Raw genomic sequence first — 22,677 nt, 5'->3', positions numbered from 1 at the left:
GATGGAATTCGATATCAAAGGCAATACGTATCAGATCCGCAAACTGAGCGTGTTCGACCAGTTCAAGGTGTCCCGTAAGTTGCTGCCTGTTTTGTCCGGCATGCTCTCGGAATTCCAAGCTATCAAGACTCTGGCAGCGAAGAAAGATGCGGTCAGCATCATGGAGAAGGTGCTGCCGAAGATTGCACAGTCACTTTCAGACCTGAGTGAAGACGACGCCAACGCGGTGATCTTCCCCTGTCTGACGGTGACCTACCGTAAGCACGCGAAAGGATGGGCGCCGGTATTTCAGGACGGGGTGCTCGCGTTCGACGATATGGACATGCTGGAAATGTTGCAAATCGTCGGCCGCGTGGTAGGCGACTCGCTGGGAAATTTTTTGCGAGAACTCCCTACAGCGCCGATGGACAAACCTCCGGAGGCATAACGCTCAACTCATTACCGGATAATCTGGATTTCATCATGCGCCCGGCGAAGGCCTTTCAGCTCGACATGAAAGACCTGAAGTCGGGCGCTGTTGATCTGTGCGACATCGCTCTGATGAATGATTACCTCCAGATGGAAAACGATAACGAAGCGCGCATAGCGAAATGGAGAGCGGATAACGATGGATGCTGAAACTATTAAGGACTTCCTGATCAGTCTCGGTTTCCAAATCGATGACGCTGGCGCGAAGAAGTTCGATTCGGTGATCGTTGGCGTGACGGCCAATGTGTTCAAAATGGCTGCGGTAGTCGAGGGAGCGGCGTTGTCGGTGGTGGCGTTCACGGCGAAGATTGCCAGCGGTCTGGATAATCTATACTGGGCTTCCCAGCGCACCGGCGCAACGGTGCAGGGTATCCAGCAAATCGGCTATGCCGTTTCGCAGATGGGCGGGAGCGTTGACGGTGCGCGTTCTTCACTGGAGAGCCTGTCCCGGTTTATGCGCAACAGCCCCGGCGCGGAGAGTTTTTTAAACCGGCTGGGGATCCAGACGCGTGACGCCAAAGGCAACATGCGCGACATGGCAACCGTCTTCACCGGCGTCGGTCAGAAGCTCAGCAGCATGCCGTATTACCGCGCTAATCATTATGCGCAGATGCTGGGCATTGATGAAAACACCCTGCTGGCGATGCGTCGCGGCCTGGGTAATTTCAGCGCGCAATATTCACAGATGACCAAAGCCATCGGCTATAACGCTGACACCGCGGCGGTCAGTGCCAATAAATTCATGACCTCCCTGCACGCATTCGGGCAAATGGCGGGCATGGCGCGGGATAAGATTGGTTCTAACCTGGCCGAAGGGCTGGCGGGCTCGATCGATAACCTTCGCAAACAAATTCTCGATAACTTCCCGAAGATAGAAGAAACCATCACGCGGGGCATCAAAGGCCTGCTCTGGCTGGCCGACGTGATTGGGCGGGTGGTATTCCGCTTAATACAGGCCGCTGGCGATATTCGTAACTGGTGGAAGGAGCTTGATAGCGGAACGCAACGCCTGATCGCCACGTTTGGCGGATTGATAGTGGCCTGGCGTATTCTTAACAGCGCGTTTCTTGCCTCTCCGATCGGCATTATAACCACGTTGGGCCTCGCCATCATTGGCCTCTATGATGACTATAAAACATGGAAGGAGGGGGGTAAGAGCTTAATTGATTGGGATAAGTGGGAGCCCAACATTAAGGCGACGCTTAAAAGCCTCGACAGGTTGGTCGGCAGCATCAAAAACCTGACAAAAGAGGTCGGCGAGCTTTTTGGTATTGACCCGAAAACATGGACGGCTAAGTGGGATCTGGACAACCTGACTCACCAGTTTAGTGAGTTGGCGAAAATGCTCGACACCATCGGGAAATTGCTTAACGCCATACAGGACGGCCGCTGGTCGGACGTTGCCAAACTCGGCAAAGACCTCTTCACTCAGGGTAAAAACAATCCATCGGCGATGCCCGGCGTGGAGAAGAATGCGCTCGAAATGCGGGGTAAGGCGCTGGGGTTTTGGAAAGACCTGAGCGAAAGATGGGTGGCCGGTGGCTGGTATAAGCATCAGCAGGGAGATCAACTACCAGATAATGAGCCAGAACAGCACGCCCAGTCTGCGCGAAAAGTAAGAAATGCCGATCTGCCAGGCACCGTCGCCGGCCAATTCAACGAAACCGTTGAAAGGATAAAGAGCCAGAAATTTGCAGATGGATTCACTGATGCAATTCTACGACTTGTCAATCTGGCCACTCTTCAAGTCAGTCCGGTTTCATCCACTGGCATTGGTGTTATGCCTGAAGGCGTCACAGCACCTAAGCCGACAACGGCCGGTGCTGCTCTGCTTGGCTGGCTGCAGCCGACATTCAGCAAACTCGAGGAGCTGTATAAGCTGCCAGAAGGATTACTGAAAAGCGTGGCCATCACTGAGTCAGCCGGAGACCCAAGTGCGCAATCCGGCGCGGGTGCTCAGGGCCTGTTCCAAATCATGCCTAAAACAGGTAAGGATTTGGGGCTCAGGGGTAACGACGCTTTTGACCCGGTTAAGTCCGCGCAGGCGGCCGCCAAATACCTTAGCCAGCTGATGAAGATGAATGGCGGCGATCTGGAGAAAACGCTGGCTTCGTACAATTGGGGGATCGGTAACGTCCAGAAGCATGGGATGGCGCTAATGCCACAGGAAACACGGAACTACGTGCCGAAGGTGCTCAGCAACATGCCAGGCAACCAGACGGTCAGTCAGGAAACCAACATCCATATTCATGGCGTAAGTGATCCAACCCGCGCCGGTATGGAAGTAGCTGACCGGCAAACCGGTGTTAATTCACGCCTCGCGCAACAGGTATCGAGAGGGCCGCGTTAATGGACGTCCTATCCGTATTATTCAACCAGCGGTCGCGTAAAATTGGCCTGATCATCCCGGATGTGGTGGTTTCTGAAAAGCATCAGGACGCTTTAGAAATCACCGAGCATCCGGTGGAAATTGGCGCACCTGTCTCAGATCACGCTTATAAACGCCCGTCAGAAGTCACTATGGAAATCGGCTTTTCCGGCGGCGGCTCGTTGCTGGATTTTGCCGACACCTCAGCTCTCGGTATCTCCTTGGGCACCAGCCCGAAGGAGATTTATCAGCAAATTCTCGACCTGCAGGCTAGTCGGGTACCGTTCGATGTGACCACGGGTAAGCGGCAATACAGCAACATGCTGATCCGCGCCATCGATGTGACGACAGACCGAACTAGCGAGAACGTGCTGATGTGCGTGCTCACGCTCCGTGAAGTCATTATTTCACAGACTGAGAGCATTACTGTTGCGGATAAAGCCGATATGCAGGAAGGCGTCAGCACCGCGTCATTGCAGAACACCGGCACGAAGTCTGTAAAGACCGCCAATAGCTCTCTGCTTTTGACACTGTTTAGTGGCGCGAAGGGGGCGTTTGGATTATGACGATCAGCATCAGCGAAATCCCACTCTCGCCGGACAATCAGCAATTCAATATCAGCCTGGCAGACACCACCTACAAAATGCGTCTGCTCTGGCGTGATGCAGCTGGCTGGATCATGGATATGCAGGACAGCGGCGGTAACCCGATGGTCAGCGGCATTCCCCTGGTCACCGGTGTCGACCTGCTGGCGCAGTATTCTTTTATGGGGTTTGGGTTCTCGCTTTACGTGGGATGCGACGACTCCACGAAGGAATACCCGACGAAAATTGACCTCGGAAATGGCAGCCATCTTTATATCGTGCAAAGTTAAGGAATACCCATGAGCCAGAACTGGCAGCGTCATTTTGAAATACAGTTGCTCGATGATAACGGCAAGGGGATCAGCCTGTCGGACTTCAAAGTTACTTTTGACATTGAGTGGTTCAACATTAAGTTCTCCCGCGTGGCCACCGTCAAAATTTACAACCTATCCCAGAACACTAATAGCCGGATCCTCGGTGCTGAGTTTTCGAAGATAAAAATCATCGCCGGTTATGAAGGGATAGCCTCAGCTGTCGATGCCAGTCAGGTTGGAAAACCAACAACCGTCGATTCTTCGCAGGTGGGGCAGACCAACGGCCAGAATTTTGGAGAAATCTATAACGGGGAAATTCGGTTCTCGGTAACCGGGCGAGATAATCCCACTGACACGTTTATCATCATCCAGGCCATCGACGGGCACCGTGCGCTGATGGGCGCTGTGATGAATACGACCCTGGCTAAAGGTTACACGGTGAAAGACCTGTATGACCTCACTATGTCGCATTTTGCGCCATTTGGCGTGACAGCGGGGTTGGTGCCGGAATTCCCTACAACGGTATACCCGCGTGGACGTTCGATGTATGCGATGGCGCATGACGTCATGGATAACGTGGCTCAGCAGTGCAAGGCAACCTGGCAGATAGTGGACGGTCAGGTGCAAATGGTTGCGAATGATAAATTCATTCATGAAGCCATTGTGCTCAATAGCCAGACGGGCCTGATCGGCATGCCGCAGCAGACCATGGGCGGTGGGGTGAACGTCCGCTGTCTGATCAATCCAAATATTCGTGTGCATGGCCTGATAGAGCTGGATCAGACGTCAGTTTATCGTGCGTCGCTGTCGTCAAATGACATTCAGATGTCCGGCGGACGCATTACTGAGATTAACGACAATGGCAATCTGGTGGTGACCGGCGTTGCCAGCATTCCTCCGGCCAGTATTGCCACAGATGGTGTGTATATTGTTCAGTCGATATCTTATACTGGGGATACAAGAGGGCAGGCCTGGTACATGGATATGATGTGCTTCGCGCGTGGTTCGGCGGATTTAATCAGCCAAAGCACCTTATCTCGTTCAGGAGGGAACTAAGTGAGCAATAGTAAAAGAAACATGCGTTTAATGGCCTTGTTGTTATCTGCCATCGTTTTTTCTGGTTGTGCAAGCGGCGGGTTTAGCTCAAATGCTTCATATAAAAAAAGGCCCGGATGGCAACCAGTCTTAATTTTAGCTGCTGATGATTGTAAAACATGGAAGAGTGGTGGTAAGTCTCTGATCGATTGGAATGGAGAAGCCTGTAGCGCAGAGGGATTGATTCAGTCAGTCAACAAAAAACCAGAAAATATTCCTGCATTTTATGCTGCTTATCATGAATATGGAACTGGTGGCGTAAGAGCTATTGATGTAACTGATAATTCACCACTTAATTATCTAAATTTTGCACATAGTCTAGCCGAAAAACTTTCCTCTCAAGCAGTAGTTTCAAATATTTATAACGATTATAAAGTTGATAGAAAGGCTATGGGGCTTGGCGAAGTGTCTCAAGCAGACTTCATCCGCAAATTGAATGAGTTATCATCCCGTAAAGATGCTATTTATCAGAGAATGAATGAGGTTGCCAAAGAAGATTACGACAAAAACAGCACAGCAAATTCAGGCAAAAATCTTGGTTTGAATTACAAAGCAAGCTGTGGACCATTCTCAATCGATCTCTCATCCTCAGACGGATGGGCCCGTATAAACGGCGATAAACCTGAAACACAAAAAATTAAACAGCTGGGGAATGGCGGTGGTGTGACCGGTGAACTTGGTAATGTCAAAATGGAATGGGTCGTTGAGTCCTCAAAAGACGGCCAGTTGTATGGCCTCGAGTACATCAAGCGCAACGGGAAAGCGTTCCTGAATGCGCAGATACTTCAAGCGAGTATGGATGCGCCGCGCACTTATGGGACGTTCGACTGCTTGAAGGTTAAGTAACATCATCCTCTGTTGTGCCAACCAACTAACGATAGCAATGACTTTTGCTAGTTTGCATGTGTGCGAAGATGTGCCAGTTATGATGGCAGGATTTAGCTATTAGTGCTTATGACTTGTTCGATTCTTATGGGAAATAAGAGAAGTGTAAATTTTGCTTTTTTTTGATAGCACTTAAAGCGCCGCAGAATCGACGTAGAGAGGCGCAATTTTAAAGCATGTGCTGGTACCTTCCCGTTTTACTCGTTTTTATGGCGTTTTTAGGGCTATCACAGGCCATCGAAATGCAACCATATATTGAAGAGTTACCATATAGGTAATACACTAAATGTTCATAAACGTGGTTATAATCCACGACGCAAACACTAATACATTGTTTTACATATATTTATAGCTAAGCTATACGAGGATAAAAGCATGAGTCACGCATTGAGAAAGGCTGAGCGTCTGCTTATACCGTCTCGTGACAAAAGCAACATTGCATTGCCACGAGCGGCAGTAGGCGAAGGTTTTACCCACAAAGATCAGGTCAAAAACGCTTTTGACTTTGGTTTTTCACGCTATGAAAAAGCAATGGAAGATCTCTCAAAGGTGTAAATAGACGCCTATGGCTGAGTTTGTAGAAGGGATTAACTATCTCTCTGTTGATGATCTGATCGACATTAATAGAGAGCTTATCGAGGCTCAAACACCCAATGAGCCTATCCAAGTCATCAACCCCGGCGGACTTGGTTCTTCACAATCTCGGCCAAGTCAAATCAAATACTATCAGCAGACAGTCGATATGTTTGTCCTGTCTGCTGCTCTCATCGAAAGTTTGATACAAAACCACGCATTCGCTAACGCCAATAAACGAACAGCTATGATGGCTGGGTATGTATTCCTATTGCTAAATGGGTATGAACTTACAGCACCAAGCGATGATATTGTTATCATGGCTGAAGGTCTGGCTTGTAAGGAATATACCTGTGAAGAGTTAGAAGATTGGCTTTGTTATTGGTCGCGTACATATGACACAAGAAATCTTTGCCGTGAGCCAGTTTCAAACGTACGAACCGTGGTAAAGAGAAGAATAACTGTGATCAAGGTTCTATAGTCGTATTAACCACAAACCGCGCTAAGTTGCGGTATTGCACTAATGAACCTTTGAACCCGCCGCGAGCGGGTTTTTTTATGGAGTTTTTTTATGCCAATTCCTTCACATGATTTAAGCGGTGACCTGTCGCAGGCGCTGAAAGCAATGGGCAAACACCTCAGCAGTACTTTGCGGGTGGCCGTGCCTGGCATCATCCAATCTTTCGACCCTGATACGGTGACCTGTACTGTGCAGCCTGCAGTTAACGGATCGGTACCGGATGAGGCTGGTGCTGAATCGACTGAGGGACTAACCCTGCTGGTAGACCTTCCGGTCATATTTCCGCGCGGTGGCGGTGTCACGCTGACGTTCCCGATCAAGGCCGGTGATGAGTGCCTGGTGATTTTTTCTGATCGATGCATAGATTTCTGGTACCAGAGCGGCGGTACCGGCGATGCAGTTGATCAGCGCCAGCACGATACCTCGGATGCATTCGTCATTGTAGGTCCGCAGTCACAGGCGCAGAAAATCAGCGGTATCAGCACCAATTCCGCGCAGATGCGCAGTGATGACGGTTCAACGTATTTCGAACTTAATCCAGCCACGCAGACGATCAATATTGTCGCACCAGGCGGATTCAATGTTACATCCCCGCTTTCCACGTTCTCAGCTGCCGTCACCATCAAAGGTCTTCTGACGTGGATGGCGGGTATGGTTGGATCAACCGCCAGCGGCCTTGCGGCGAAGATTACCGGTGCGATCAATTTCATTGGCACTCTGACGTCGAACGGTAAAGACATCAGCGACCAGCACACACATGGCGGCGTCCAGACGGGCAGCGGGAATACCAATAAGGTGAACTGATATGCGATATCGACGCGAAGACGCTGACGGCGATTACACGTTCGGACGGGGAGATAACACATTTCTGATTAACTCACCGGAGACGGTGGCGCAGGCGGTCAAAACTCGCTTCCTGCTCTGGCGCGGACAATGGTTCCTCGACACATCCGCCGGTACTCCCTACATCCAGTCCGTTCTCGGCAAGCAAAACCCTGACGTTTACAACCTGGCTATCCGCCAGCACATTCTGCAGACGCAGGGTGTCAGCTCAATTATCTCCTTTGATACGGCCGTAGATAGCAGAACACGGCGCGTTTCCTTTACGGCGACCATAGACACCATCTACGGGGCGACGACTTTCACAAGCGAGGCATAATGCTCAATCTCGATACGCTGGGGCTCTCCGCTACGGTGACCGCCTCCGGGATCAGTGCGCCCGATTATCAGACAATCCTCTCGACGGTGACCGGATATTTTCAACAGATTTACGGTACCGACGCCTATCTGGAGCCTGACGGAAAAGACGGTCAGATGATTGCACTGTACGCGCTGGCAATCCACGACGCGAACAACACGGCCATTGCCGTTTATAACTCGTTCTCACCGACGACCGGTTTCGGAAATGGGCTCGCCAGCAACGTGAAAATTAATGGCATTGCCCGCGACCCGGCAAATAACTCAGCGGTTGATCTGCTGATAACCGGCACCATCGGACTGGAGATAACTAACGGTTCCGCGAAGGATGCCAACAACATCATCTGGACGCTGCCAGCATCGGTGGTGATCGGCACCGGGGGGACGGTTATTGTGACCGCGACCTGTGCGACGGCTGGTGCTGTTGCTGCGCTGGCTGGAACGATTACAGGTATCAACACGCCAACGCGCGGCTGGGTGTCGGTCACGAACCCAAGTGCGGCCACCGTGGGTACAGCGGCTGAGACGGATGCGGCGCTGCGTATTCGACAGGCGCAGAGCGTTGCGCTGGCCTCGATAACGCCTTTTGATGCGCTTGATGGTGCCATTGCGAATATTTCGGGCGTGACACGTCACAAACTCTATGAGAACGATACTGGCGCGGTGGATGCCAACGGCCTGCCGCCACACTCGATCACGGCGGTTATCGACGGCGGCGACGCGAACGAAATTGCGACAACCATCCAGTTGAAAAAAGGGCAGGGTGTTACTCCGAATGGCACCACGCAAATTACTGTCGCTGACAAATACGGCAATCCGCACGTAATCGGTTTTAACAGGCCGGTACCGGTACCGATATTTATCGCCATCACCATTCAGGCCTTCACTGGTTACACCTCGCAAATTGGTGTTGATATTCAAAACGCAATAGCCGCCTACATAAACGCGCTGACCATCGGTGATGACGTCTTACTGAGTCGGGTTTATTCACCGGCAAACCTTGGCGTAGTAAGCGGTGGAGAGAGTAGGTATTACGACATCACCAGTTTGCAGATCGGGAAAAGTGCGGGGACGGTTGCCGCGGCAAATATCATCATCGATTACAGCGAATCGGCAATCTGTGACGTGAGCAATATCATCATCACGGTGATTCCATGAGTAAATACACCGACCTTATTACCAATTACCACAGCCAAAAGCCGCTTTTCGTTGACCATATCGACCTGATTACCCGACCACTGAGCGATACCGGAAACGCAATAACAGCGTTTATTACCGACTTTGATATTGATGAAGCGGTCGGCGTGCAGCTGGATATTCTCGGCAAATGGATTGGCAGAACGCGCGTGGTCAGTCAGCCAATTTCAGGCATTTATTTTTCCTTCGATACGGACGGTTTGGGATTCGATCAGGGGGTATGGCAAGGACCCTATGACCCTGACGCTGGATTTATGAACTTGAGCGATGATGTTTACCGAATTGTCCTCAAAGCGAAAATTGCGATTAACCATTGGAATGGCACAAACGAAACCTTACCAGCAATTCTCGACACGGCTCTGGCTGGTTCTGGTTTAACGATGCAGATCGTGGATAACCAGGACATGACGATTTCAGTTTGGGTTTTCCCTGAAGTCGATATTTCCGACGTTTCGCTTGAGCTTATTGCCGCTATCCGGCAGGGATACCTGACAGTAAAAGCTGCCGGGGTATGGGCTGGAGATATACAAACACCTTCCGTTGAAACCCCGTCAGTAGGCAATAAATTTTTCGGGTTCGATATGGATAACGATTACATAGCCGGATTCGACACTGGCGCATGGGAGAAGAAATTATAATGGCAGCAAATAACTTTAAACCATTCGGTATCAGTAACGGTGCCAATGTGACGAGCCAGGCTGATTACGAAGCCCTTGCGGCGCTTCTTACCGGCTTTACAGCAGGTAAAGCCTCATCTGCCCAAGTTAACAAAGCGCTGCGTCAGGGAACGGTCATGGCAAGCGTGCTGGCGCAATTTATTGCAAATGCGAGTGGGAATGATGTTTTAGATAACGGCGATACAGCGACTTTAATAACCAGCCTAATTGCTGCGCTTAAAGCTAATAGTGCAAATGATTTCCTTCAGAAAACTAATAATCTTGTTGAGATTAAAAATACTGGTACAGCAGCTCAAAGTGCGGCAAGAACGAATCTGGGATTAGGTAACTCGGCAACGCTTAATACTGGAGCTGCGGCGGGGACAGTCGCTGCTGGCAATGATTCGCGTATTACAGGGGCGATGCAAAAATCTAACAACCTTTCAGACCTTGTGAGCTATTCAACTGCCAGATCTAATATGGGGCTGAAGGGCGCAGCATTGCTAGATGTGGGCGTCACGGTAGGAACGGTTGCTGCTGGAGATGACTCCCGCATAACAGGGGCGATGCAGAAATCAAACAACCTTTCAGATTTGGCAAGCTACTCAACAGCTAGATCTAATATGGGGTTAAAGGGAGCGGCACTTCTTGACGTGGGTGCCGGAGCAGGGACGGTTGCCGCAGGCGACGACACTCGCATTACTGGCGCGATGCAGAAAACGAACAATCTTTCAGATTTGCCAAACTACGCAACTGCGAGAAGTAATTTAGGGCTGGGAACGGCGGCATTGGCTGCGCTGGGTACAGGTGCAAACCAAGTCCCTGACATGAACTCGTTCACATCATCAACAACATGGTTCAAATTGCCATCAGGCAAAATAGTTCAGATGGGTGTTTTTTCTACCACCACATCCGGGAATACGATAATTAATTTTCCTATTCCATTCCCAACTGCATGCCGGTCAATTGTCGCTACACAGCAAGATACAACCTTCCCAAACATCATTGGTTGCGTGCCGGTAGGAACAACTCAGTTCAGGACGACCACCTGGAATTACAATGGCGGAGCCGTATCAGGAACGTCAGTTGCATATATCGCAATAGGGGATTAACAAATGGGAAAGTATTTATACAGCGCAATAGATAACGCTTTTTATCCATATTCACTTGAAGATGAATATAAGGCTGCTGGATCATGGCCGGAAGATGGGATTGACGTAGAGGATTCAGTATTTCAACAATTCACGGCAGAAGCCCCTAAAGGTAAGGTTAGAGTTGCCGGTGATAACAAATTACCGACTTGGGGCGATGTACCCGCCTTAACTCACGATGAATTAGTGGCTCAGGCTAAAGAGACTAAGGCCCAATTAATTTCAGCCGCAAAACAGACAATCAGCATTTGGCAGTCAGAACTGTTGCTGGGTGATATCAGCGATGAAGACAAGGCAAGTTTGACAGCATGGATTGCGTACATAAAAGCAGTACAGGCGGTCGATACGAGTAAGGCACCTGACATCAAATGGCCCACTCAGCCAAACGCATAGCTTTCTCAATTTCCGATCGGTGGCATTTAAGTAATATGGCTGATCGGACTTTCCTTCGCATATCACTCATGATTATACTGTATGCATGAACAGTGTTTTGTGAGGTGGTTATGCCGAGAAGATATGAAATCGAGGTTGCCTTTAGGCATGCAATTAAGATCAGTGATAAAGGCCGGAGGACCGTCACCACAGTAGATTTCGTGGCAGAGCTCGCAAAGCGAAACTGGGTCTGGGAACTGCGCGAAGCGAACCAGTGGATAGAGGAGCGGGTAACTACCTTCCATGACATATCAACAGAGGAGGGTGATGCCAGAACATTCGCTATCTTCAACCCAAATGGAGGCCTTTGACATGGGATTTCCATCGCCAGCAGCTGATTACGTTGAAGCAGGCATAAATCTAAATGAGATTTGCCATTATGGCGGACCATCCTCCCGGCTATACGTTACTGACCGGTATCAAGGGCAGAGTATAAAAGCAGGTTCTACGCTGGTGATCGACTCTTCGATTAAGCCAGTGGATGGTCATCTACTACTTGCCAGAGTAGATGGTGAGCTCGGGGTATGGCGTCTGGTGACTATCTTGCGGCGAGGGCTTGAATCTTTAATCGATAAAGATACTTTCATCATGTTTGGGGACGAATTCGTGGATGATGCAATTGAGGTAGAGGGGGTTATCACACACGCAATACTGGACATGAGAAACGATGTCTTCGACGATACGCCGTGCATTTGAATAATGTTGTTGTTTCCATACTTGTTAATGCATAGAAACAGAGTAAGAAATTTACGCCTACCACTCGGCCTTCCATGCCGATAGAATACCCGCTGAAATCCCTTCCTTTATAAGCAGCAAAAATGAGTAGCCTGATTGGAACAGGATAAATAACCGGATAAGAAAAGATGAATCTCAAAACATCCCTTATAAATACCAATAGGTTACTTCAAAAATGCGGATATTACTGAGTAACGACGACGGTATTCTGGCTCCCGGCATTCAGGCGCTGGCGTCCGCGCTGCGTGAGTTTGCTGACGTGAAGCTGGTAGCCCCTGACCGTAACCGCAGCGGCGCATCCAATGCGCTGACGCTGGACGGCCCGTTACGCATTCAGTCCTATCCCAACGGCGATACCGCCGTGATTAACGGCACGCCCACCGATTGCGTGTATCTCGGTGTGAACACCCTGATGCGTCCGCGTCCGGACATCGTGGTATCGGGTATTAATGCCGGGCCAAATCTTGGCGATGACGTGATCTACTCCGGTACTGTGGCGGCGGCCATGGAAGGGCGCCATCTGGGCTTTCCTGCGCTGGCGGTATCACTCGACGGACATCAGCATTATGACACCGCCGCTATCATCACCTGTCGCATTCTCAGGGCGCTGGCCCGCGAGCCATTACGTACTGGCAAAATTCTGAATATTAACGTGCCTGATCTGCCTTTATCCGAGATCAAAGGCATCCGCGTGACCCGATGTGGTAGCCGACATCCGGCCGAAAAGGTATTTTGTCAGCAGGATCCCCGCGGGCAGGATATGTACTGGATCGGCCCGCCGGGCGATAAGTTTGATGTCGCCGCTGACACAGATTTTGCTGCTGTTGCACAAGGTTACGTTTCAGTCACGCCTCTTCAGGTAGATTTAACCGCCTATGCGGCTCAGGATGTCGTAGTCTCATGGTTGGAAAGAGCCGGGGTGAGCGCGAATGGTGAATAAGCCAATGTATAACCTGCTGGAACAGTTGCGGCAGCAGGGCATTCATGATGAGAAACTGCTGCATGCCATTGAGGCGGTGCCGCGTGAGCGCTTTGTGGATGAGGCGTTCCAGCATAAAGCCTATGAAAATACAGCGCTGCCGATTGGCTCCGGCCAGACCATCTCCCAGCCTTATACCGTGGCGAGAATGACTGAACTGCTGCGCCTTGAGCCTTCTTCGCGGGTGCTTGAGATAGGCACCGGCTCCGGTTATCAGACCGCGATTCTGGCCCATCTGGTAGAGCATGTCTTTTCGGTTGAACGGATTAAAGGGTTGCAGTGGCAGGCCAAAAGACGCCTCAAGCAACTTGATTTGCATAATGTCTCAACGCGTCACGGAGATGGCTGGCTGGGCTGGCCTTCGCGTGGGCCGTTCGACGCCATCATTGTCACCGCTGCTCCTCCTGAAATTCCCCAAGACCTGCTGAAACAACTCGATGACGGCGGGGTGATGATTCTGCCTGTCGGCGAAGAGAATCAGATCCTGCAACGTATCACCCGCCGCGGTGATGAGTTCACGGCCGAGACGATTGAAGCTGTTCGCTTTGTCCCGCTGGTGAAAGGCGAACTGGCCTGATTCAGACATCCGGCAGGACTAACCCCTTAAAATTTAAATACAACTGTTATATGGTGCTGTACTGGCTATGTTGATAGCATCCACTACAGTTTTTTATGGCACGGCGCATTCAGGAATTGACCTGAGTGGGCGTGTTGCCTGCCCGCACGGTATGACATGATACGAGAAGCGCCATCTGGCGCGGTGTGCGAGGTTAAAGCGTTATTCTGAGATTGCCGTAACGGGGGAAATATGAGCACGGGAAGCCCAATAAAAACACTAAGCCGCATTGCGGTCTGTACGTTTATCAGTGCCTGGATGGCGGGATGTTCGAACAATTCAACCACATCCGCACCCATCAGTAGTGTCAATGGCGGCGGCGGTGGTAGTCAGAATACTCCGAATTCAGCGACGCCAAATGCTCCTGCGGTCGCCCCCGGTGGACGCATTGTGTACAACCGTAGCTACAACGCTATCCCTAAAGGCAGCTACAGTGGCAGCACGTATCAGGTGAAGCGTGGCGACACCCTTTTTTACATCGCCTGGATCACCGGCAACGACTTCCGGGACCTTGCTGCGCGTAACAATATCGCCGCGCCCTACAGCCTTGAAGTTGGCCAAAATATCCAGATAAATAACGTCTCTTCTGCTGCCAGCACGGGGGGAACTTTAGCCGCTACAGACGCAACTTCTGGCGGTGTTCCTAAAGTGCCGACAGGCGGAATGCTCACAGGTTCTGTGGTTGCATCTCAACCAACTACCACGTATTCTGAATCTTCTGGTAAACAGAATGTAGGTAAGATGTTGCCTTCATCAGGTGCAGTTACTACTACCACACCTGTTGCCGTAGCCAGCACTCCCGTCGCCACTCCAGCAAATAATGGCGGTCCGGTTTCCACATGGAAATGGCCGACCGACGGGAAAATTATCGATAATTTCTCTGCTTCTGAAGGGGGAAATAAGGGGATCGATATTGCAGGTTCGCGCGGACAGTCTGTCGTCGCCACCGCCTCGGGGCGTGTAGTGTACGCAGGCAATGCTCTTCGCGGTTACGGTAATCTAATCATCATCAAACACAATGATGATTACCTGAGCGCCTATGCACATAACGATACAATGCTGGTCCGGGAACAACAAGAAGTGCAGGCGGGACAAAAAATAGCGACTATGGGTAGCACCGGAACCAGTTCAGTAAGATTGCATTTTGAAATTCGTTACAAGGGGAAATCCGTAAACCCGCTGCGTTATCTTCCGCAGCGATAACTCGGGCAGAGTCTTAAATTCTGCCCTCGGGACCACGGGTAGGAGCAGCTTATGAGTCAGAATACGCTGAAAGTTAACGAGTTACATGATGATGTAGATTTCGATGAGAACAGCGCTGAAGCCTTTGACGAGAAAGCCACAGTCGAAGAGACTGCCGATAACGACGCTGAAGAAGAGTTGTTGTCGCAGACTGTAAGCCAACGAGTGCTGGACGCAACTCAACTGTACCTTGGTGAGATCGGTTATTCCCCTCTGCTTACGGCAGAAGAGGAAGTTTATTTTGCAAGACGTGCGCTGCGTGGAGATGTTCCTTCGCGTCGCCGTATGATTGAAAGTAACCTGCGTTTGGTGGTTAAAATTGCCCGCCGCTACAGCAATCGCGGTCTGGCACTGCTGGATTTGATCGAGGAAGGTAACCTGGGTCTGATCCGTGCGGTTGAAAAATTTGACCCTGAGCGTGGATTCCGTTTTTCTACCTATGCGACATGGTGGATACGTCAGACCATTGAACGGGCGATCATGAATCAAACCCGTACCATTCGTTTGCCGATTCACATCGTGAAGGAACTGAACGTTTACCTGCGTACTGCACGTGAACTTGCGCATAAACTTGACCATGAGCCGAGCGCTGAAGAGATTGCAGAGCAACTCGACAAGCCGGTACATGACGTCAGCCGTATGTTGCGCCTGAATGAGCGTATTACCTCTGTTGATACCCCGTTGGGTGGTGACTCGGAGAAAGCGCTGTTAGACATTCTGGCGGATGAGAAAGACAACGGCCCGGAAGACACCACCCAAGACGACGATATGAAACAGAGTATCGTGAAGTGGTTATTCGAGTTGAATGCAAAACAGCGTGAAGTGCTGGCGCGTCGTTTCGGCCTGTTAGGTTATGAAGCTGCGACGCTGGAAGATGTAGGTCGCGAAATTGGCCTGACACGTGAACGTGTTCGTCAGATTCAGGTAGAAGGTTTGCGTCGCCTGCGTGAGATTTTGCAGGGACAGGGGCTGAGCATCGAAGCTTTGTTCCGTGAGTAATTCGTTCGGCGAATCATTTACTTTTTAGGCAATACAGCATCAGATTTTGCATCAAAAAAACGGCGGGTTAATCTCCGCCGTTTTTTATTTCTGTCATTTCATTGGTGTTCTGCCGCTTCTACACCAACTCTTTCAAACGATAAATCCATTCCAGCGCCTGCCGTGGTGATAACGAATCCACATCAAGGGCTTCCAGCGCTTCAACTGCCGGTGAGACTTCCTCCGTGAGCAGCGTCAGTTGCGGGCCATCCACTTTGCTGGCGGCGGCGTTATTAGATAACGTTTCCAGCTCTTTCAGTTTTTGGCGTGCGCGCTTAATCACATCGCGCGGGACACCGGCCAGTGCGGCTACGGCCAGGCCATAGCTTTTACTTGCCGCACCGTCCTGCACGCTGTGCATAAAGGCAATGGTATCGCCATGTTCGATAGCATCCAGATGAACATTCACCGTGCCTTCCATTTTTTCCGGCAGCGTGGTCAGCTCGAAGTAATGGGTGGCGAACAGCGTCATGGCTTTTATGCGGCTGGCCAGATTCTCGGCACACGCCCAGGCCAGTGACAGGCCGTCGTAAGTAGAGGTACCGCGGCCGATTTCATCCATCAGCACCAGACTGTTTTCAGTGGCGTTATGCAGGATATTAGCCGTTTCGGTCATTTCCACCATGAAGGTAGAGCGGCCTGACGCCAGATCGTCCGCAGCCCCCACGCGGGTGAAGATGCGATCCACAGGGCCAATCGTTGCCGACTCGGCGGGGACGTAGCTGCCAATATGTGCCATCAGAACGATCAGCGCCGCCTGACGCATGTAGGTACTCTTACCGCCCATGTTGGGGCCGGTGATGATCAGCATACGTCGCGCCGGAGACATGTTCAGCGGGTTGGAGATAAAGGGTTCACTGAGCACCTGTTCAACGACCGGGTGACGTCCGCCGGTGATGTTGATCCCCGGTTTCTCGCTCATGGTCGGGCAGGCGTAATTCAGCGTATAGGCACGTTCCGCCAGATTGCTCAGTACATCCAGCTCAGCCAGCGCACCGGCACTTTGCTGTAAAGCAAACAGATGCGGCATCAGCAGATCAAAAAGCTCTTCGTACAGCGCTTTTTCCAGCGACAGTGCTTTGCCTTTCGACGTGAGGACTTTATCTTCGTACTCTTTCAGTTCCGGAATGATATAGCGTTCGGCATTTTTTAACGTCTGGCGGCGGACATAGTGGATCGGCACAAGATGACTCTGACCCCGGCTTACCTGAATGTAATAACCGTGAACGCCATTAAAACCGACCTTCAGCGTATCCAGCCCCAGTTTTTCACGTTCGCGGATTTCGAGGCGATCGAGATAATCTGTTGCCCCGTCGGCCAGCGCACGCCATTCGTCCAGTTCAGCATTGTAGCCCGGTGCAATCACGCCACCATCACGAACCAGCACCGGAGGACTTTCGATCACTGCGCGTTCCAGCAGTTCCACCAGTTCTGTGAAGTCTCCGGTTTGCTCCACCAGCGTCTGAACATGCTGAGCGTGAGTTTCCTGCAAGATTGCCCGAATTTCCGGCAACTGCTGCAGAGCGTGTCGCATACGGGCCAGATCGCGCGGACGTGCGCTGCGCAGGGCGAGACGTGCCAGAATACGTTCCAGATCGCCGACCTGACGCAGAACGGGCTGTAAGTCCGCCGTGATATCCTGCAGCGCACTGATGGTCTGCTGACGGTTTGTCAGCAGCCGGATGTCGCGGCTCGGCATGTGGATCCAGCGTTTGAGCATACGGCTGCCCATCGGCGTCACGGCCTGATCCAGCACCGCGGCGAGGGTGTTCTCCACCCCACCGGCCAGGTTTTGCGTCAGTTCAAGATTTCGGCGCGTGGCCGCATCCATAATGATGCCATCCTGCTGGCGCTCCATGGTCACGCCGCGAATGTGGGGCAGGGCGGTGCGCTGGGTATCTTTTACATACTGCAGCAGACAACCGGCAGCGCGCAGAGCCTGAGACGCCTGCTCGACGCCAAAACCGCTCAAATCGCGGGTACCGAATTGCAGATTCAGCTGCTGCTTAGCCGTTTCCAGCTCAAACTCCCACATAGGACGACGGCGCAGGCCGCGGCGTGAAGAAATAAGCGGCATGGCTTCAAAGCTTTCCGGATAGAGCAATTCTGCCGGATTGGTGCGTTGTAACTCAGCAGCCATTGTTTCCAGATCGTCCGGCTGGGCGACGCGAAAACGCCCGGAGCTGATGTCCAGCGTTGCATAGCCGAAACCGCGCCCGTCCTGCCAGATAGCCGCCAGCAGGTTATCGTGGCGCTCGCTGAGTAATGCTTCATCACTGACCGTACCCGGTGTGACGATGCGTACTACTTTGCGGTCAACCGGCCCTTTGCTGAGTGCCGGATCGCCAATTTGTTCTGCGATAGCGACGGATTCACCCAGCTGCACCAGTTTCGCCAGATAGCCTTCTACCGCGTGATAAGGCACACCCGCCATAGGGATCGGCTCACCGGCAGAGGATCCGCGTTTGGTCAGCGAAATATCCATCAGCTGTGACGCACGTTTTGCATCGTCATAAAACAGTTCGTAAAAGTCGCCCATACGGTAAAACAGCAAAACTTCCGGGTTCTCTGCTTTAAGACGCAGGTATTGCTGCATCATGGGGGTGTGGGCTTCCAGTCCGCTCATTGTGTTATGCTTTTTATTGATTTCATTCAATTTTTATTCATCCTGTTGGCTCGCAGCGCCTGATGCAACGACTTTACAACGGATCCTAACGTGAGTGGAGGTAAAAAACCACGTTGCTTACTGAAGATGCGTAACGTCACGCAATTTACGGTAAACGTGAATATCCGGCATCCATGTAAAGACGTTGATTTTCAGTTTTTTCGGCTCTGATAATGCTCTAACATGTCGTCACCTCTTTTATTGCATGGTTACGGACATCCGATGCGCCTTCTGGCAGTCATTCTTCCCCTGGTTTTTACACTTTCTGCATGTAGCAGTCATAAGCCTTCGGCTCAGCCTGACGGCCCGCGCAACCCTTTCTCTGACGGAAGAAATGCGAGTGCCAATACGGCACCCAGCGGCGGTTTTCTGTTGCAGGCTGAACATACCGGTGCCGTTCAGAACGGTGACTTTGCTTACGATCCGGCCATGAATCAGTTTGTTGATAAAATGGTCCGTGAACACGGATTCGACCGTCAGCAGTTGCACGACGTGCTGGCGCAAACCAAACGTCTGGGTTTTGTGCTCAGACTGATGGATCAGCAGGCGCCTTCTGGCGGGCCATCGACCGTACCGAACGGAGCATGGAACCGTTATCGGAGTAAATTCATTACACCGGATAACGTCCAGAATGGTGTGGTTTTCTGGAACCAATATCAGGATGCGCTGCAACGCGCTGAGCAGATTTACGGCGTTCCACCGGAAATCATTGTCGGTATTATCGGCGTTGAAACCCGCTGGGGCCGCGTGATGGGTAAAACACGCATTATTGATGCGCTGGCGACACTTTCCTTTGCGTATCCGCGCCGGGCTGAATACTTCTCCGGTGAGCTGGAAACCTTCCTGCTGATGTCACGTCGTGAAGGTGACGATCCGCTGAGTCTGCGGGGGTCCTTCGCTGGCGCGATGGGGTATGGGCAGTTTATGCCATCCTCCTACAGAGACTACGCCGTGGACTTTAACGGCGACGGACACGCGAATCTGTGGGATCCCGTCGACGCCATCGGCAGCGTGGCTAATTACTTTAAAGCACATGGCTGGACGAAAGGCGCACCGATTGCGGTTCCCGCAGCCGGTCAGGCACCCCTGTTAGAGAATGGTTTCAAAACCAAATATCCGCTGTTTACATTGAAAGCAGCCGGACTCAGCCCGTTAGGCTCGCTCGGCAACTATCAGGAAGCGAGTCTGCTACGTCTTGATATGGGCACCAATTACCAGTACTGGTACGGGTTACCTAACTTCTACACCATCACTCGTTACAACCATAGCGTGCATTATGCGATGGCGGTGTGGCAGCTGGGTGTTGCGGTGAAAGCAGCGCGTTAATGCCCGTTTTTATCATCTGAAGGCCGCCCGGTGCGGCCTTAGTTTTTGCGTTTAATTCTGATTCTGAATACATCGCGCAAAAAGCAGCGTCAGAACTCGCAGAGCAAAAGAGAAGTGCTAACATCAGGACAGACTCTGATGACCCGCCAGGAGAGGATATGAACGAAGATCGCTTGCATGAATTGAGTGCAGAAATAGGTGCCGAGCTGAAAGCACAAGGCCTGTGGATCACCTGTGCAGAATCGTGCACCGGGGGATGGATTGCTAAAGCCATTACCGACATTGCCGGCAGCTCTGCCTGGTTTGACCGCGGGTTTGTGACTTACAGCAACGCCGCCAAGCACGAACTGCTGGGGGTTTCCGAGAGTACGCTCGAACAGTATGGCGCCGTAAGTGAACAGGTCGTGCGCGAAATGGCGCAGGGTGTGTTGCATGCTGCAGGAGCGGATATCGCTCTGGCAGTCAGCGGTATTGCCGGGCCTGATGGTGGCTCGCAGGAAAAACCGGTCGGTACAGTGTGGTTTGGTTTTGCCGGGAAAGATGGCCGGATCGTGGCGGCAAAACAGCAGTTTTCTGGCGATCGCGACGCTGTACGTTTGCAAGCTGCTGTTTTTGCGCTACAAACAGCATTGTTTGAGTTTCTGCAAAATTAGGCTTGATACTGTATGAGCATACAGTATAATTACTGCCAATTACCTGTTCATAAATTATATTCAGTGATGCGGGCGGGATGTTCCCCTGCATCAGACGAGGAGTAGAAATGGCTATTGATGAGAACAAGCAAAAAGCGTTAGCTGCAGCACTGGGCCAGATTGAAAAGCAATTCGGTAAAGGCTCCATCATGCGTCTGGGTGAAGATCGCTCCATGGACGTTGAAACGATCTCTACCGGCTCTTTGTCCCTGGATATTGCATTGGGCGCTGGCGGTTTGCCGATGGGCCGTATCGTTGAGATTTACGGACCGGAATCTTCCGGTAAAACAACGCTGACCCTTCAGGTTATTGCCGCTGCACAGCGCGAAGGCAAAACCTGTGCCTTCATCGATGCGGAACATGCACTGGATCCGATCTACGCTAAAAAATTGGGCGTGGATATCGACAATCTGCTGTGTTCTCAGCCGGATACCGGCGAACAGGCTCTTGAGATTTGTGACGCGCTGACCCGTTCAGGCGCTGTTGACGTTATCATCGTTGACTCCGTTGCGGCACTGACACCTAAAGCAGAAATCGAAGGTGAAATCGGTGACTCTCACATGGGCCTCGCGGCACGTATGATGAGCCAGGCAATGCGTAAACTCGCAGGCAACCTGAAAAACGCCAACACTCTGCTGATCTTCATCAACCAGATCCGTATGAAAATCGGTGTGATGTTCGGTAACCCGGAAACCACCACCGGCGGTAACGCTCTGAAATTCTACGCTTCTGTCCGTCTTGATATCCGTCGTATCGGCGCTATCAAAGAAGGCGATGTGGTAGTAGGCAGTGAAACGCGCGTCAAAGTCGTGAAGAACAAAATTGCTGCGCCGTTCAAACAAGCTGAATTCCAGATTTTATACGGCGAAGGTATCAACATTAATGGCGAACTGATTGACCTGGGCGTTAAGCACAAACTGGTCGAGAAAGCGGGCGCATGGTACAGCTACAACGGTGAAAAGATTGGTCAGGGTAAATCTAACTCCTGTAACTATCTGAAAGAAAATCCGAAAATTGCTGCAGAACTGGATAAAAAACTGCGTGACATGCTGCTGAGCGGTACGGGTGAACTGACCGCTGCTACGACTGCAGAAGTCGCAGACGACGATATGGAAACCAGCGAAGAGTTTTAATTTCGTGGTTGTCTGACAAAGACATTTGAATGATTGGGTTTTGCCCGTCATCTTCAAAAGTCGCTAAAATGCCAGTCTGGTTTCCAGACTGGCATTTTGCATATCAGGGGAAACCTTATGCCTGGTGAAAAAACACCAAATGAAAAAACCATCGATCTGAAAAAGCTGCTCGAAGAAGTCGCGCAAAACAGTGACTCTGGTCTGTTTGAACCTCAGAAAAAAGACGGCGATGCCGCCAAAATCAACACGCTGATTAGCCGTGCCATGCGTCTGCTTGCTCAGCGCGACCATGGTGAAACAGAATTGCGCCGCAAGTTGCTCATTCCCCCGATGCCTTTTGTTAAACCGCAGAATAAGAAAAGCAGTTGGTCATCGCGTAAGAAACAGGCGCAAAATGAGTTCGCCGAAGAGGACATCGTAAGAGCTAAACCGGAGCCACGTCCGGTACCTGAAGAGATCCCTGAAGAGCATGTTCAGGCCGTTATCGACTATTGCTATCAGCACCAGTGGCTGGATGATGCCAAATTTGCCGACCGGTATATTTCTGGGCGCAGTAACAAAGGTTATGGCGCTCAGCGTATCCGTTCAGAATTAATGCAAAAAGGTGTCGATAAAGAAATCATTACCACGGCTCTGGAGAATACTGAGGTCGACTGGTGCATTCTGGCGCGTGAGATTGCGGTCAGAAAATTTGGTGAGAATTTACCTACAGACTGGAAAGAAAAATCAAAAGTTCTGCGTTATTTACTCTATCGCGGCTTCTTTCAGGAAGAAATACAGTCTATTTATCGCGATTTTGACGATTGACCGC

General features: G+C 51.2%; 26 protein-coding genes. 25 read left to right on the top strand and 1 reads right to left on the bottom strand.

Features of this window, described 5'->3' with window-relative positions; genetic code table 11:
* Position 1 precedes the first annotated feature (1 nt).
* The 21 genes from ACQZQY_RS01600 (at position 2) to rpoS (ending at position 16,011) form a co-directional block, all read left to right on the top strand.
* Positions 2-427 (top strand): phage tail assembly chaperone, encoded by a 426-nt coding sequence (locus tag ACQZQY_RS01600; protein WP_431296490.1) that lies wholly within the window; start codon positions 2-4, stop codon positions 425-427.
* A 35-nt stretch (positions 428-462) separates the two neighbouring features.
* Positions 463-618: a DUF6889 family protein gene (locus tag ACQZQY_RS01595; protein ID WP_072158137.1), complete on the top strand. Its 156-nt coding sequence runs from the start codon at positions 463-465 to the stop codon at positions 616-618.
* Positions 608-2,818 (top strand): transglycosylase SLT domain-containing protein, encoded by a 2,211-nt coding sequence (locus ACQZQY_RS01590; RefSeq protein ID WP_431296489.1) that lies wholly within the window; start codon positions 608-610, stop codon positions 2,816-2,818. Before ACQZQY_RS01595 ends, ACQZQY_RS01590 begins: the two co-directional genes overlap by 11 nt.
* On the top strand, positions 2,818-3,402 hold the full coding sequence (locus ACQZQY_RS01585) for a phage baseplate protein (RefSeq protein ID WP_414070870.1): 585 nt from the start codon (positions 2,818-2,820) through the stop codon (positions 3,400-3,402). Before ACQZQY_RS01590 ends, ACQZQY_RS01585 begins: the two co-directional genes overlap by 1 nt.
* A 2-nt stretch (positions 3,403-3,404) precedes the next feature.
* Positions 3,405-3,710 (top strand): phage baseplate plug family protein, encoded by a 306-nt coding sequence (locus ACQZQY_RS01580; protein ID WP_431297234.1) that lies wholly within the window; start codon positions 3,405-3,407, stop codon positions 3,708-3,710.
* Positions 3,711-3,719: 9 nt separating this feature from the next.
* Positions 3,720-4,790 (top strand): hypothetical protein, encoded by a 1,071-nt coding sequence (locus ACQZQY_RS01575; RefSeq protein WP_431296488.1) that lies wholly within the window; start codon positions 3,720-3,722, stop codon positions 4,788-4,790.
* Positions 4,791-5,675 (top strand): hypothetical protein, encoded by an 885-nt coding sequence (locus ACQZQY_RS01570; RefSeq protein ID WP_431296487.1) that lies wholly within the window; start codon positions 4,791-4,793, stop codon positions 5,673-5,675.
* Positions 5,676-6,089: 414 nt separating this feature from the next.
* Complete coding sequence (locus ACQZQY_RS01565; RefSeq protein ID WP_414064439.1) at positions 6,090-6,269, top strand: hypothetical protein; 180 nt, start codon at positions 6,090-6,092, stop codon at positions 6,267-6,269.
* 10 nt (positions 6,270-6,279) lie between these two features.
* Complete coding sequence (locus ACQZQY_RS01560; protein WP_414064440.1) at positions 6,280-6,768, top strand: type II toxin-antitoxin system death-on-curing family toxin; 489 nt, start codon at positions 6,280-6,282, stop codon at positions 6,766-6,768.
* A gap of 90 nt (positions 6,769-6,858) precedes the next feature.
* The gene (locus ACQZQY_RS01555; protein ID WP_431296486.1) at positions 6,859-7,611 is read left to right on the top strand and encodes a Gp138 family membrane-puncturing spike protein; all 753 of its coding nucleotides are present in this window, start codon (positions 6,859-6,861) and stop codon (positions 7,609-7,611) included.
* Between the two features lies 1 nt (position 7,612).
* Positions 7,613-7,966, top strand: a complete 354-nt coding sequence (locus ACQZQY_RS01550) for a hypothetical protein (protein WP_431296485.1) — start codon at positions 7,613-7,615, stop codon at positions 7,964-7,966.
* Positions 7,963-9,162 carry a baseplate J/gp47 family protein gene (locus tag ACQZQY_RS01545; protein WP_431297233.1) on the top strand — a complete coding sequence of 400 codons (1,200 nt, stop codon included), beginning with the start codon at positions 7,963-7,965 and terminating at the stop codon, positions 9,160-9,162. The genes ACQZQY_RS01550 and ACQZQY_RS01545 overlap by 4 nt, the downstream gene beginning before the upstream one ends.
* On the top strand, positions 9,159-9,839 hold the full coding sequence (locus tag ACQZQY_RS01540) for a DUF2612 domain-containing protein (RefSeq protein ID WP_431296484.1): 681 nt from the start codon (positions 9,159-9,161) through the stop codon (positions 9,837-9,839). The genes ACQZQY_RS01545 and ACQZQY_RS01540 overlap by 4 nt, the downstream gene beginning before the upstream one ends.
* Complete coding sequence (locus tag ACQZQY_RS01535) at positions 9,839-10,969, top strand: gp53-like domain-containing protein (RefSeq protein ID WP_431296483.1); 1,131 nt, start codon at positions 9,839-9,841, stop codon at positions 10,967-10,969. The genes ACQZQY_RS01540 and ACQZQY_RS01535 overlap by 1 nt, the downstream gene beginning before the upstream one ends.
* A gap of 3 nt (positions 10,970-10,972) precedes the next feature.
* Positions 10,973-11,401: a tail fiber assembly protein gene (locus ACQZQY_RS01530; RefSeq protein ID WP_431296482.1), complete on the top strand. Its 429-nt coding sequence runs from the start codon at positions 10,973-10,975 to the stop codon at positions 11,399-11,401.
* Between the two features lie 110 nt (positions 11,402-11,511).
* Positions 11,512-11,751 (top strand): DNA polymerase V, encoded by a 240-nt coding sequence (locus ACQZQY_RS01525; protein WP_431296481.1) that lies wholly within the window; start codon positions 11,512-11,514, stop codon positions 11,749-11,751.
* A complete protein-coding gene (locus tag ACQZQY_RS01520) occupies positions 11,708-12,136 on the top strand; it encodes a DNA repair protein (protein ID WP_431296480.1) in 429 nt (142 codons plus the stop codon). Before ACQZQY_RS01525 ends, ACQZQY_RS01520 begins: the two co-directional genes overlap by 44 nt.
* 214 nt (positions 12,137-12,350) lie before the next feature.
* A complete protein-coding gene (gene surE / locus ACQZQY_RS01515) occupies positions 12,351-13,115 on the top strand; it encodes a 5'/3'-nucleotidase SurE (RefSeq protein ID WP_122096432.1) in 765 nt (254 codons plus the stop codon).
* The gene (locus ACQZQY_RS01510; RefSeq protein ID WP_056772817.1) at positions 13,105-13,731 is read left to right on the top strand and encodes a protein-L-isoaspartate(D-aspartate) O-methyltransferase; all 627 of its coding nucleotides are present in this window, start codon (positions 13,105-13,107) and stop codon (positions 13,729-13,731) included. The genes surE and ACQZQY_RS01510 overlap by 11 nt, the downstream gene beginning before the upstream one ends.
* A gap of 231 nt (positions 13,732-13,962) precedes the next feature.
* Positions 13,963-14,973, top strand: a complete 1,011-nt coding sequence (nlpD, locus tag ACQZQY_RS01505; protein WP_122096431.1) for a murein hydrolase activator NlpD — start codon at positions 13,963-13,965, stop codon at positions 14,971-14,973.
* A 51-nt stretch (positions 14,974-15,024) separates the two neighbouring features.
* Positions 15,025-16,011 carry an RNA polymerase sigma factor RpoS gene (gene rpoS / locus ACQZQY_RS01500; protein ID WP_056772811.1) on the top strand — a complete coding sequence of 329 codons (987 nt, stop codon included), beginning with the start codon at positions 15,025-15,027 and terminating at the stop codon, positions 16,009-16,011.
* A gap of 118 nt (positions 16,012-16,129) precedes the next feature.
* Here rpoS and mutS read toward each other — a convergent pair whose 3' ends face one another.
* The gene (gene mutS / locus ACQZQY_RS01495; protein ID WP_414070453.1) at positions 16,130-18,676 is read right to left on the bottom strand and encodes a DNA mismatch repair protein MutS; all 2,547 of its coding nucleotides are present in this window, start codon (positions 18,674-18,676) and stop codon (positions 16,130-16,132) included.
* A gap of 261 nt (positions 18,677-18,937) precedes the next feature.
* Here mutS and mltB point away from each other — a divergent pair, with 261 nt between their 5' ends.
* From mltB to recX, 4 genes are all read left to right on the top strand, one after another.
* Positions 18,938-20,041, top strand: coding sequence for a lytic murein transglycosylase B (mltB, locus tag ACQZQY_RS01490; protein WP_122096376.1), 1,104 nt, complete (start codon positions 18,938-18,940; stop codon positions 20,039-20,041).
* A gap of 158 nt (positions 20,042-20,199) precedes the next feature.
* On the top strand, positions 20,200-20,694 hold the full coding sequence (gene pncC, locus ACQZQY_RS01485; protein WP_217202702.1) for a nicotinamide-nucleotide amidase: 495 nt from the start codon (positions 20,200-20,202) through the stop codon (positions 20,692-20,694).
* Between the two features lie 107 nt (positions 20,695-20,801).
* Positions 20,802-21,866 carry a recombinase RecA gene (gene recA / locus ACQZQY_RS01480; protein ID WP_056772804.1) on the top strand — a complete coding sequence of 355 codons (1,065 nt, stop codon included), beginning with the start codon at positions 20,802-20,804 and terminating at the stop codon, positions 21,864-21,866.
* A gap of 240 nt (positions 21,867-22,106) precedes the next feature.
* Positions 22,107-22,673: a recombination regulator RecX gene (gene recX, locus ACQZQY_RS01475; RefSeq protein ID WP_056773067.1), complete on the top strand. Its 567-nt coding sequence runs from the start codon at positions 22,107-22,109 to the stop codon at positions 22,671-22,673.
* Positions 22,674-22,677 lie beyond the last annotated feature (4 nt).

Source organism: Rahnella sp. PAMC25559, assembly GCF_050632365.1.
Lineage (GTDB): Bacteria > Pseudomonadota > Gammaproteobacteria > Enterobacterales > Enterobacteriaceae > Rahnella > Rahnella rivi.
Note: the sequence above shows the minus strand (reverse complement) of the source record. Positions and strands in the feature narration are given on the sequence as shown.

Coding starts and splice junctions, on each gene's coding strand:
- ACQZQY_RS01600 (WP_431296490.1), top strand. CDS start 2: ATGGAATTCGATATCAAAGGCAATACGTATCAGATCCGCAAACTGAGC.
- ACQZQY_RS01595 (WP_072158137.1), top strand. CDS start 463: ATGCGCCCGGCGAAGGCCTTTCAGCTCGACATGAAAGACCTGAAGTCG.
- ACQZQY_RS01590 (WP_431296489.1), top strand. CDS start 608: ATGGATGCTGAAACTATTAAGGACTTCCTGATCAGTCTCGGTTTCCAA.
- ACQZQY_RS01585 (WP_414070870.1), top strand. CDS start 2,818: ATGGACGTCCTATCCGTATTATTCAACCAGCGGTCGCGTAAAATTGGC.
- ACQZQY_RS01575 (WP_431296488.1), top strand. CDS start 3,720: ATGAGCCAGAACTGGCAGCGTCATTTTGAAATACAGTTGCTCGATGAT.
- ACQZQY_RS01565 (WP_414064439.1), top strand. CDS start 6,090: ATGAGTCACGCATTGAGAAAGGCTGAGCGTCTGCTTATACCGTCTCGT.
- ACQZQY_RS01560 (WP_414064440.1), top strand. CDS start 6,280: ATGGCTGAGTTTGTAGAAGGGATTAACTATCTCTCTGTTGATGATCTG.
- ACQZQY_RS01555 (WP_431296486.1), top strand. CDS start 6,859: ATGCCAATTCCTTCACATGATTTAAGCGGTGACCTGTCGCAGGCGCTG.
- ACQZQY_RS01550 (WP_431296485.1), top strand. CDS start 7,613: ATGCGATATCGACGCGAAGACGCTGACGGCGATTACACGTTCGGACGG.
- ACQZQY_RS01540 (WP_431296484.1), top strand. CDS start 9,159: ATGAGTAAATACACCGACCTTATTACCAATTACCACAGCCAAAAGCCG.
- ACQZQY_RS01535 (WP_431296483.1), top strand. CDS start 9,839: ATGGCAGCAAATAACTTTAAACCATTCGGTATCAGTAACGGTGCCAAT.
- ACQZQY_RS01530 (WP_431296482.1), top strand. CDS start 10,973: ATGGGAAAGTATTTATACAGCGCAATAGATAACGCTTTTTATCCATAT.
- ACQZQY_RS01525 (WP_431296481.1), top strand. CDS start 11,512: ATGCCGAGAAGATATGAAATCGAGGTTGCCTTTAGGCATGCAATTAAG.
- ACQZQY_RS01520 (WP_431296480.1), top strand. CDS start 11,708: ATGCCAGAACATTCGCTATCTTCAACCCAAATGGAGGCCTTTGACATG.
- surE (WP_122096432.1), top strand. CDS start 12,351: ATGCGGATATTACTGAGTAACGACGACGGTATTCTGGCTCCCGGCATT.
- ACQZQY_RS01510 (WP_056772817.1), top strand. CDS start 13,105: ATGGTGAATAAGCCAATGTATAACCTGCTGGAACAGTTGCGGCAGCAG.
- nlpD (WP_122096431.1), top strand. CDS start 13,963: ATGAGCACGGGAAGCCCAATAAAAACACTAAGCCGCATTGCGGTCTGT.
- rpoS (WP_056772811.1), top strand. CDS start 15,025: ATGAGTCAGAATACGCTGAAAGTTAACGAGTTACATGATGATGTAGAT.
- mutS (WP_414070453.1), bottom strand. CDS start 18,676: ATGAGCGGACTGGAAGCCCACACCCCCATGATGCAGCAATACCTGCGT.
- mltB (WP_122096376.1), top strand. CDS start 18,938: ATGCGCCTTCTGGCAGTCATTCTTCCCCTGGTTTTTACACTTTCTGCA.
- pncC (WP_217202702.1), top strand. CDS start 20,200: ATGAACGAAGATCGCTTGCATGAATTGAGTGCAGAAATAGGTGCCGAG.
- recA (WP_056772804.1), top strand. CDS start 20,802: ATGGCTATTGATGAGAACAAGCAAAAAGCGTTAGCTGCAGCACTGGGC.